At 57.4% G+C, this 10,984-nt stretch carries 6 protein-coding genes; 5 read left to right on the top strand and 1 reads right to left on the bottom strand.

What is annotated here, in order from left to right:
* Positions 1-65: 65 nt before the first annotated feature.
* On the bottom strand, positions 66-2,858 hold the full coding sequence (locus HDE75_RS18290) for a TonB-dependent receptor (protein ID WP_183680876.1): 2,793 nt from the start codon (positions 2,856-2,858) through the stop codon (positions 66-68).
* Positions 2,859-3,468: 610 nt separating this feature from the next.
* Between HDE75_RS18290 and HDE75_RS18285 the strand changes: the two genes are divergently transcribed.
* The 5 genes from HDE75_RS18285 (at position 3,469) to HDE75_RS18265 (ending at position 10,984) form a co-directional block, all read left to right on the top strand.
* Positions 3,469-5,316, top strand: coding sequence for an ABC transporter substrate-binding protein (locus HDE75_RS18285; RefSeq protein WP_260174279.1), 1,848 nt, complete (start codon positions 3,469-3,471; stop codon positions 5,314-5,316).
* 28 nt (positions 5,317-5,344) lie between these two features.
* Positions 5,345-6,283, top strand: coding sequence for an ABC transporter permease (locus HDE75_RS18280; protein ID WP_183680874.1), 939 nt, complete (start codon positions 5,345-5,347; stop codon positions 6,281-6,283).
* A gap of 7 nt (positions 6,284-6,290) precedes the next feature.
* Positions 6,291-7,412, top strand: a complete 1,122-nt coding sequence (locus tag HDE75_RS18275) for an ABC transporter permease (RefSeq protein WP_183680872.1) — start codon at positions 6,291-6,293, stop codon at positions 7,410-7,412.
* A gap of 9 nt (positions 7,413-7,421) precedes the next feature.
* Positions 7,422-9,113 (top strand): ABC transporter ATP-binding protein, encoded by a 1,692-nt coding sequence (locus tag HDE75_RS18270; RefSeq protein WP_183680870.1) that lies wholly within the window; start codon positions 7,422-7,424, stop codon positions 9,111-9,113.
* A gap of 68 nt (positions 9,114-9,181) precedes the next feature.
* On the top strand, positions 9,182-10,984 hold the full coding sequence (locus tag HDE75_RS18265; protein WP_183680868.1) for an ABC transporter substrate-binding protein: 1,803 nt from the start codon (positions 9,182-9,184) through the stop codon (positions 10,982-10,984).

Genomic DNA, 10,984 nt, shown 5'->3' with positions numbered 1-10,984 from the left:
ATGTCTACGCCATAAAAAAAGGCGGTGATTTCTCACCGCCTTGGTCTTGCAACGTTTGAAACAAGTTAGAAGAACTTGTAGCTGGCGCCCACTTTGAAGTAACGGCCGATGGCGCCGCTGGCGTCCATCGGGTTGTAGCTCATGCCACCGTAGGTCAATGGGTCGAGTGGCGCAATCTTGTCGGTTACGTTATTGATCGACGCGTACAGTTGCAGCTGCTTGTTGACATTCCAGCGGGTCGACAGGTCCAGCGTGGTGAAGGAAGCGATTTTGCAGCCATTAGGTGCATCTGCGCCGTTCGCCAGTTTGGAAGCGCATCCTGCACCTTCGTACAGGATGTTTTTCATGTCGGAGCGATAATTGAGTACACCGCTGAGATTCCAGTTGCCAATGTCCCACGAGCCAGTGACATTAATCTTGTCTTTCGGCGTACCGGCGCAGTTGGACGTGTCGCAGTTGCCATGCGTGCCGGCGAACTGGTATTTCGTCGTGGCGGACTCGGCACGTACCCACGAAGCGACATGGCTCCAGGTCAGGCCGAACGTGGCGCGGCCGTAGTCGCCCAGGCGCACGCGTTGCTTGACGTCCAGGTCGATCCCCTTGACTTCCGTGAAGCTGGAATTGCGGTATGGCGCCTTGGTGATCAGCAAGGTGCCCGTGTTCGGCACAACCACGCCATTAATCGTCAAATTGTTGTCGGCACGGATAGCGGTCGGCAGGGCAGCCGCTTCGTTATACGGCAGCGGGTTGATTTCGTTGCTACGCTTGATCTTCCAGCCATCGAGCGACAGGCTGGTATCGTTGAATGGATCCCATACCAGGCCCAGCGTATAGCCTTTCGATTTTTCTGGTTGCAAGTTGGGATCGCCGATCTTCACGGCGGCGACCTGGATGGCGCAGTCGGTCAGTGTGGCACCAGTCAGCGGCGTGCCGTTCGGGCAGCGGATAGGATCGCGCACGGTCGAGGTGCCGGTCGATTGCGAATCGGCATTGCTTTCTGCCGGGCCCGGTGCACGGAAGCCTTCCGAGTAAGTGCCGCGCAGGGCGAAGGTTTTCAGCGGTGTCCACTTGGCGCCCAGCTTTGGCGTGGTCGACGAGAAACGGTCGTATTTATCGTAACGCAAGGCGCCCGATAGTTCTACCGTCTTGATCACCGGAGCCAGTACTTCCACGAACACAGCTGATACCTTGCTGTCGCCTTTGGCTGCCACATAACTGGAGTTGATCGAGCCATCTTGCGTGCCCGACAGGGACGGATTATCCAGCTTGTCGCGGCGATGTTCCGCGCCTACGGCCAAGCCCATAGCGCCACCCGGCAATTGCATCAGTTCACGCGAGGCCTTGAAGTCGACGATATCGAGCTTGGTAGTAGAATCGGAAGTGGCATGCGTGACCATGGCCGCGTACAGCGAGGCGGGATTCTTGCCTGCCTGCGCGCCGATGTAGTAAGGGAAGTATTTGCTGTTCGGATTGCCCAAGGCATCCTTGACGACCTTCATGTTCAGCATATTGCTGTAATCGAGGTGCAGCTTCGATTCCGAATGCGTGTAGCCTGCATCGTAGTCCCAGCCCATGGCCGATCCCTTGATGCCCAGCACGATACGGTTGAACTCGTTGTTGGCTTGGCGTGTGCTTGGGCCGACATCGAATGCCTGGTAGCGCACGCGCACCGGTACGCCGTACGGGTTTTGTGGGTGGTTCGCTGCCAGCACGATGGTGGTGCCGGCGCCCGAGCCATAGTTGATCACGCCGTTCGGATTGGATGCGTTGGGCGGGAAGGCGATGGTCGGCGTGATCGATGGCGGAATCAGCGTAAATGCGGTATTGCGTTTCGAGTAGCCGGCTTCTGCGTAGACCTGGGTATCGGAATTGACTTGCCAGGTGCCGCGCGTGTAGAGGTTGACTGATTCGATGCTCGGTTGCATCGAACGAAACTGATCGTGATGCCAGACGCAGCCGCCTTTCGGATCTTGCGGCGAGGAAACTGACAGGGTGGAGCAGCCTGGCAGTGACACATAGTTGAGCGTGTTCGGATCGCGGATCAGGCCAGTCGGCGCGGCATTCGCATCGTTGTTGCCATTGATGTAGCCGCCGGCGAACTGCGTGCCGATTGGATAGCCATACGGACGCAAGTCGCCTTTGCCTATCCACTTACGGTCGGCACGGTCCTTGTTCATCAGCATGTCCGACTTGGTGTATTCGGCATTGATCACAAAGTTAAATTTGTCTTCTTCCAGATTGCCCTTGCCAAAGGTCAGCGAGGCGCGATGCTGTTTAGCGTCGCTATCACCGGAAATGCCGGTATCGGCTTTCAGGGTAAGGCCTTCGAAGTCTTTGCGCAGAATGATGTTGACCACGCCTGCGATGGCGTCTGCGCCATAGGTGGACGAGGCGCCATCTTTCAGGATCTCGATACGTTCGACGATTTGCATCGGTACCGTGGACAGGTCGGTAAAGCTTTTTTGACCATCGTCGGCACGGGCGAAGGGCGCCATGCGGCGGCCGTTCAGCAGTACCAGGGTCGAGGTGGCGCCCAAGCCACGCAGCGAAATGGCGGTTGATCCAGCAGCAAAGCCGTTACCGAAACCGGTCGGCAGGGAGCCGGCGCCATCGGCCGTCAGTGTTTGCAGGTACTCGGCTACGGTGGCCTTGCCTGACTTCATCAAGTCGTCGCGGCTGATCACCTGAACCGGCGATGCGGTTTCCGCCGTAGCGCGTTTGATGCTCGAGCCGGTAATTTCCACACGTTGCACATTGGCGTCTTGCGCCATTGCCGGTGCTGCTATCAGACCCAGACTGAACGCTGCAATACTGCCCGAAAAAATCAGGCGCACGGAGCGCGATATTACTGTTTCCATCATCATTCTCAAAAACCCCGAAGTGAGCGTGATTGCCCTGTCGCTGGCATCACTATTTGTATGAAAGACGATTGCTGCGTCGGCAATCACTATGGAAAAAAAACGGCGTCTTTTTAGTTGCCGCTTTTTCATAAGACCACTAGGCGAGAAGTGCTGTCAACGAGCAACTATGTCAATTCATGATGAAAACAACACTCAATTTTGTAACACTTGTTCATTGTCATAAATGAAAATATTTTTATGCTGCAATGCGATATTCGCTTTATTCCTTTTTGCTAAAAAGATCTCCATTCTTGCGTGTAAGGGTTTTTACCAATACGTGGCAGAGGGAAAAAAATGCCGCACTATTGCGACGCAGCAAATTGATATCGTGATGGGGATCGTGTCGACGCCATTGTCCTGAAGAGGCTGCTCTTTTCGCCCGGCGGGCAAAATATGCGTTATCGTTACGCGTTTTTCAGGCAGTCAGAACACCAGCTTGTCGGGTTGGAAACAAGGCATAGATCTTGCGAGGATGAACTGGTTTTAGCGGTGTCTTCCTGTATCCCAGGGGGATGCCAGTAAAGTGCACCAATACGGTGCAGCAGACAATCAAGATGAAGGGTATGACATGAAGTTAGCATGGATGCGGCGCCTGGCGCTGCTGGCCTGTCTGGGAGCGTTGCCGCTGGCCGCCAGTGCCGCAGATGCCCAGTCGGCAGCGACGCAGGTAAAAACCTTGCGTTATATTTTGCCCGCTGCCGAAACGGGTTTTGACCCAGCCACCGCGCGCGATCTGTATTCCAACCATATTACCCAGGCTGTTTTCGACACGCTGTACACCTATGATTACCTGGCCCGTCCCGTAAAAGTGGTGCCGGCTGCAGCAGCGGCCATGCCGGAAGTGTCCAGCGATGGCAAGATCTATACCATTCATCTGAAAAAAGGCATTTTGTTTACGCCCGACCCCGCGTTTGGCGGCAAGCGCCGTGAACTGACGATGGCCGATTATGTGTATTCGTGGAAGCGTTTGTTCGATCCCCGCCTGTCTTCGCCACACACCTGGTTGTTTGAAGGCAAGGTCGTCGGCCTCGATGATCTGGCCAAGGACGCCGTTAAAACGAACAAGCTCGATTACAGCAAGAAAGTGGCCGGCCTGGAAATTCTCGACCCCTACACCCTGCGCATCACCCTCACCAAGACCGATTTCAATTTCCCCATGATCCTGGCCTATGTGCCGACCGCCGCCGTGGCGCACGAGGTGGTGGAAAAATATGGCGACGTAAAGGGCGAAGTCGCTTCCAACCCGGTTGGCACCGGTTATTACACCTTGGGTGAATGGGTGCGCGGCAACCGCATCGTGCTCAACAAGAATCCGCTGCATTTGCCCGAGAAATGGAACTTCCTGCCCAGCGACGATCCCGACGACCAGCGCATCGTGCGCCAGATGCAGGGTAAATCGATACCCGCCATCGACCGCATTGAAATTACCGTCATGACGGAAGACCAGTCGCGCTGGCTGTCCTTCCAGAGCGGCGGCACCGATGTGTTCTGGCTCGATGGCCCGCTGGCGCCGAAAGCGCTGCTGAACGGCAAGCTGCGTCCTGAACTGGCAGAGAAGGGTGTGCAACTGTCGCGCTTGCTGGATCCGGAAATCAGTTATTACTACTGGAATATGGAAGACCCCGTGCTCGGTGGCTTCAGCAAGGAAAAGATTGCCCTGCGTCGCGCGATTGCCATGGCGCACAATATCGACGAAGAAATCCGCATCATCTGGAATGGCCAGGCCAAGCGCCTCGATTATCCGATCCCGCCTGGCGTGGTCGGCTACGATCCGCACTATAAAAGCTTGCTGCAATACGATCCCGTGCTGGCCAACAAGCTGCTCGACAAGTTCGGCTACAAGAAGGGCCCCGATGGCTGGCGTACCTTGCCAGACGGCAAACCGCTGGTGATACGTTACGCTTCGCGCAATGAAGCCAATGGCGTGCTGCAGGCTGAAATGTGGCGCAAGACGTATAACTCGATCGGTATCCGCATGGAAAATGATCGCATGATCTTTTCCGATATTTTGAAAACGGAAAAGCAGTGCAAGATGCAGACGCGCACGGCGCCATGGCTGGCCGATTACCCGGACGGCGATAACTTCATGCAACTGTTCTATGGCCCGAATGCGCACCAGAACAATAATGGCTGCTACCAGGACCCGGTCTACGACAAGTGGTACGAAACCAGCCAGTCGATGCCGGCCAGCCCCGAGCGCGACGAGCTGTATCACAAGATGGCCCGCCGCCTGGAAGTCAATGCGGGCGCCCTGATCGGTTACGCACGCTACCGCAATATGCTGGCGCAAAAGAATGTGCTGGGCTACAAAAAGCACCCTATCCTGTTCCAGGAATGGGCGTATATGGACATCGATAACGCGAATGCTCCTGCCACCGCCCCAGCTGCTGCCCCTGCCAAGGCTGCGGTCAAATAAGCGCGGCTGATCACAACAAGGAAATACAATGTTTGCTTATATCCTGCGCCGCCTGTGGCAGATGCTGCCTACCATGCTGGGCGTGGTCTTGCTGGTGTTTATACTGTTTAACTGGGTGGGGGGCGACCCGGCCTACATCCTGGCCGGCAAGATGTCGAATGCGGAAAGCATCGCCAATATCCGCCGCCAGCTGGGGGTGGATCAACCGTATTACATCCAGCTATGGATCTTCATCAAGCAGATCGTCACCTTTGACTTTGGCCAGAGCTGGGCCACGGGCGAGACGGTGTCGCACATCATCACTTCACGCCTGGGACCATCGATGATGGTCTTGATCCCGCTGACCGTGCTGGAAACGTTTTTCGGCGTGGCGCTGGCGCTGGCGATTGCCTTCGTGCGCGGCTCCTTGACCGACCGCGCCGTCATGATCGCCTGCACGGTGGGCATGTCGATTTCGATCCTGGTCTACATCATCGTGTTCCAGTACGGCTTTGCCTACAAGCTGGGCCTGTTCCCCGTGCAAGGCTGGGGCGACAGTTTCTGGGAAAACCTGCTGCGCTATTCCACCTTGCCGATCCTGATCGGCCTGGCCGTCTCGATCGCACCGACCCTGCGTTTGTTCCGCACCTTCGTGCTGGATGAAGCGAACCAGGATTATGTGCGCACGGCGCGCGCCAAAGGCCTCTCCGAAGGCCGCATCATGTGGGTCCACGTGCTGCGCAATGCCGCCATCCCGATCATTACCTACGTGATGTCGAACTTGCCGGCGCTGCTGATCGGCGCCTTCCTGCTGGAGCGTTTCTTTGGCATTCCCGGCATCGGGCGCGAAGTGATTTTGGCCGTCGAGCGCAGCGATTTTCCGGTGATCAAGGCGATCACCGTGTATGTCGCGGCCGCCACCATGCTCTTCAATCTGCTCACCGACCTGCTGTATCAGGCGGTCGATCCACGCGTACAACTGAAGTAAGAAAGAAATGATGTCGAATACACATACTTCGCCCGGCTTGTGGGCACTGGCGTGGCGCCGTTTGCGCGGCGACAAGGTGGCAATGGTTTCGCTGGCAGTCGTCGGCGCCTTCTTCTTATTGATGATCGCTTCGGCCAGCGGCCTGGTGGGCGCGAACTGGGAAGATGAAGTGGCGCTCAGCTATGCGCCGCCTACTTTTATCGGCGCCGATACGGACGGCGGCATCGATGGCGTCGATGGCGTGGTGCACGCCTCCGATGAACACAGCACGCCGACCCCGGTCAACGTGCTCGATCCGCTGGCCGACGACATCGCCGAACTGCGGACCCAGATGGGCAGCAATCCGGCCGCTGGTGTCGAGATGTACGGTGTGACCGATCCTTTGGCCGACGACTTGACGGCCTTGCGCGCCAGCATGGGCAAGACCAAGAAGGTCATTACCCACAAGGCATCGACCTTGCCGTTCGGCGCCGATAAATGGGGCCATGACGTGATCGATAAAACCATCAAGGGCGGCGAAACGTCGATCGTGGTGGGCCTGGTGGCAGCCTTGCTGGCCGTCGTGCTGGGCACCGTGTTTGGCGCCGTGTCCGGTTACTTCGGCGGTATCGTCGATGATTTCTTCAACTGGTTCTACAGCATCTTCACCTCGATCCCGTCGATTTTGATGATCTTGACGGTGGCCGCCGTGCTGCAGCAAAAAGGCGTGCTGACCATCGTGCTGATCCTGGGCTTGACGGGCTGGACCGGACCTTACCGCTTGATCCGCGCCGAATATATCAAGCACAAGGCGCGCGAATACGTGATGGCGGCCGACGCCATCGGCGCTTCGCACTGGCGCAAGATGTTTTCGCACATTTTCCCCAACATCAGCCATGTGGCGCTGGTGCAAATGTCGATCCTGGTAGTGGGCTTCATCAAGGCTGAAGTGATCTTGAGTTTCCTCGGCTTTGGCGTGCCGGTGGGCACCGTGTCGTGGGGCAGCATGCTCAACGAAGCACAAAATGAGCTGATCCTGGGCAAGTGGTGGCAATTGACGGCAGCCGCTGCGGCGATGGCCGTGCTGGTGACGGCGTTCTCGCTGTTTACCGACGCCTTGCGCGATGCGCTCGACCCCAAAGTGAAATAGGAGTTGCTCATGGACCAGAATAACCTGTTGGAAGTGCGCGACCTGCGTGTGATCTTCCGCTTGGATAAGAAAAATACCTTTGAAGCCGTCAAGGGCATTTCGTTTGATGTGCCGCGCAACAGCACCGTGGCCCTGGTGGGCGAATCGGGCAGCGGCAAGTCCGTCAGCTCGCTGGCCGTGATGGGCCTGCTGCCGCCAGACAACACCATCATCGATCCGCAATCGAGTATCCATTTCGGCGGGCGCAACCTGCTGGAATTGTCGATTGCCGAACGCCGCACCATGTGCGGCAAGGATATCTCGATGATCTTCCAGGAGCCGATGTCGTCATTGAATCCGGTGTTCACGGTGGGTTTCCAGATCGCCGAAGTCTTGCGCCAGCACATGGGCATGAACCGCAAGCAGGCCCGTGCGCGTACTTTGGAACTGCTGGAAGAAGTCGGCATTCCCGATCCGGCCACCAAGATCGACGCTTACCCTAGCCAGATGTCGGGCGGCCAGCAGCAGCGCGTGATGATCGCCATGGCGATTGCCTGCGAACCCAAATTGTTGATTGCCGATGAGCCGACCACGGCGCTGGACGTGACGATCCAGAAGCAGATCATGGATTTGATCGCCGCGCTGCAAAAGAAACACCAGATGTCGGTGCTGTTCATTACCCATGACCTGGGCCTGGTGGGCGAGATTGCCGACCATGTGATCGTCATGCGCCACGGTGAAGTGCGCGAGACGGGGGAAGTGCGGCAAGTGTTCGAGGCTGCCAAGGATACTTATACCCAGGCCTTGCTGCATTGCCGCCCATCACTGGACGAGCGGCCATGGCGCTTGCCCGTGATTGCCGACTATATGGAAGGCAAGGCGGGCCCCGGCGTGGAAATCGCCCAGCGCACGCGCGGCTACACGCCAGGCGACGAACCGGTGCTGGTGGTGAAAAACCTCAGTAAAAGTTTTTATCTGCGTGATGGCTGGTTCGGCAAGCGCGAATTCCAGGCCGTCAAGGATGTGTCGTTTACTTTGCCACGCGGCAAGACACTTGGCGTGGTGGGCGAATCGGGCTCGGGCAAGACCACGGTCGGTTTGACCCTGCTGCGGCTGCACCAGGCCACTGGGGGCACGGCCATGTTCCACGGCAAGGATTTGATTTCCATGCCGAACAAGGAATACCTGCCGTATAAACGCCGCATCCAGATCATCTTCCAGAATCCCTATGCTTCGCTGAATCCGCGTTTTACGGTGGGCCAGATTTTGCTGGAACCCATGCGCATCCACAACATCGGTGCGAATGACAAGGAACGCATCGCCAAGGCTTACTGGCTGCTCGATAAGGTGGGTTTGCCGGAACAGGCTTTCCACCGTTATCCGCACGAGTTTTCCGGCGGCCAGCGGCAGCGTATCGCGATTGCCCGCTGCCTGACGATGCAGCCGGAAATCCTGGTCTGCGATGAATCCGTGTCGGCGCTGGACGTGTCGGTGCAGGCGCAGGTGCTGAACCTGTTGCAGGATTTGCAGGATGAATTCGGCCTGTCCTATATTTTCATTTCGCACGATTTGTCGGTGGTGAAATACATTGCCGACCAGGTGATGGTGATGCACAAGGGGCAGGTGGTGGAAATGGCCGATTCGGACGAGTTGTACCGCAACCCGGTCCATCCTTATACGCAAACCCTGCTGAGCGCGATTCCGCGCGGCGTGCAACTGTAAACACATCAAGGGGGCAGGCTGATGCTGCGCCCCCGCTACTGTCCTCCGCCCCATACTGAGAGTTCCCCATGAAATCACCACGCATGCGCAAACTGGCGCTGGCCGTCTGTTGCATCTTGCCGACCCTCTTGCCTGCCGCCCATGCCCAGGAGCCGGTCAAGGTCTTGCGCTATATCATGGAAGCAGCCGAAAGCGGCCTCGATCCCGCCACCACAGTTGACGAGGGGGGCTTGATGATCGAAGAAGCCATCTTCGACACGCTCTACACCTATGATTACCTGGCCCGCCCCGTGAAGGTGATACCGCAGGCGGCCGCCGCCATGCCGGAGATATCCGCCGATGGCAAGACCTATACCATCCGCCTGAAAAAAGGCATCGTGTTTACGCCTGATCCCGCTTTCAACGGCAAGCGCCGCGAATTGACGATGGCGGACTTCGTGTATTCATGGAAGCGCTTGCTCGATCCGCGTTTGTCATCGCCGAACAGCTGGCTGTTCGATGGCAAGGTGGTTGGCCTCGATGAACTGGCGGCGGCCGCCAGCAAAGGCGGATCATTTAATTACAACAAGAATATCGCCGGTTTCGAATTGCTCGATCCCTACACCCTGCGCATCCATTTGAAACAGACCGATTTCAATTTGCCGATGTTGCTGGCGCAGCCGGCCTCGGCGGCTGTGGCGCACGAAGTGGTGGCGAAATATGGCGACAGCAAGGGGGAAGTGGCATCGAACCCGGTCGGCACGGGTTTTTATAAATTGGGGGAATGGGTGCGCGGCAGCCGCATCGTGCTCAATGAAAATACCGATCACTTGCCGCAAACCTGGGATGTGGCGCCCGGCGACGATCCCGATGACCAGCGCATCGTGTCGCAGATGAAGGGCAAGAAGATGCCGCAAATCGGCCGTATTGAAATCAGCGTGCAAACGGAAGACCAGTCGCGCTGGCTGTCCTTCCAGAGCGGCGCCGCCGACCTGTTCCGCCTGGGTGGGGCACTGGCGCCGAAAGCGCTGCTGAATGGCAAGTTGCGCCCCGAACTGGCCGCCAAGGGCATGCAGTTGTCGCGCTTGCTCGATCCGGAAATCACCGCGTATTACTGGAATATGCAAGATCCGGTAGTCGGTGGTTTTTCAAAGGACAAGATCGCCTTGCGCCGCGCGATTGCGATGGCGCATGATGTCAATGAAGAAATCCGCATCACCTTGAACGGCGAAGCCCAGCGTCTGGAATATCCGATACCGCCGGGCGTGGTGGGCCACGATCCGCATTACCGGAGCTTGCTGCAATACGATCCGGCACTGGCCAACAAGTTGCTCGACCAGTTCGGCTACAAGGTAGGCAAGGATGGCTGGCGTACCTTGCCAGATGGCAAGCCGATGGTGATTCATTTTGCCTCGCGCGCGGGCAGCGCCGGCGAGCTGCAGGCTGAGCTGTGGCGCAAGACCTATAAGTCGATCAATATTCGCATGGAAAGCCAGATGCTGACCTTTGGCGACTTGATCAAGGAGCAAAAGAATTGCAAGCTGCAGGCGTTTGCCTCGCCCTGGCAGGCCGACTACCCTGACGGCAGCAATTTCATGCAATTGTTTTACGGCCCGAACACGCATCAAAACAATTCGGGCTGTTACCAGGATGCGCAATACGACCAATGGTATGCGGCCAGCGAGAAATTGCCGGCCGGCCCCGAGCGCGATCTGCTTTACCATGAAATGGCGCGCCGGCTGGAAGTGAACGCCGGTTCCATGATCGCGTATGGACGCTACCGCAATATGCTGGCGCAAAAAAGCGTACTGGGCTACAAGAAGCATCCGATCATGCAGGAGGAGTGGCAATATCTCGATATGGCCACTCCTCCTGCTTCACCGGCTAAATAA

It is taken from the genome of Janthinobacterium silvisoli, from assembly GCF_014200725.1.
Classification (GTDB): Bacteria; Pseudomonadota; Gammaproteobacteria; order Burkholderiales; family Burkholderiaceae_D; genus Janthinobacterium.
The sequence above is the reverse complement of the archived record's forward strand: the minus strand, read 5'-3'. Positions and strand labels throughout refer to the sequence as shown.

What these genes read in the sequence shown, in the direction of transcription:
- HDE75_RS18265 (WP_183680868.1), top strand. Translation starts at nt 9,182, where the DNA reads ATGAAATCACCACGCATGCGCAAACTGGCGCTGGCCGTCTGTTGCATC.
- HDE75_RS18290 (WP_183680876.1), bottom strand. Translation starts at nt 2,858, where the DNA reads ATGGAAACAGTAATATCGCGCTCCGTGCGCCTGATTTTTTCGGGCAGT.
- HDE75_RS18270 (WP_183680870.1), top strand. Translation starts at nt 7,422, where the DNA reads ATGGACCAGAATAACCTGTTGGAAGTGCGCGACCTGCGTGTGATCTTC.
- HDE75_RS18280 (WP_183680874.1), top strand. Translation starts at nt 5,345, where the DNA reads ATGTTTGCTTATATCCTGCGCCGCCTGTGGCAGATGCTGCCTACCATG.
- HDE75_RS18285 (WP_260174279.1), top strand. Translation starts at nt 3,469, where the DNA reads ATGAAGTTAGCATGGATGCGGCGCCTGGCGCTGCTGGCCTGTCTGGGA.
- HDE75_RS18275 (WP_183680872.1), top strand. Translation starts at nt 6,291, where the DNA reads ATGATGTCGAATACACATACTTCGCCCGGCTTGTGGGCACTGGCGTGG.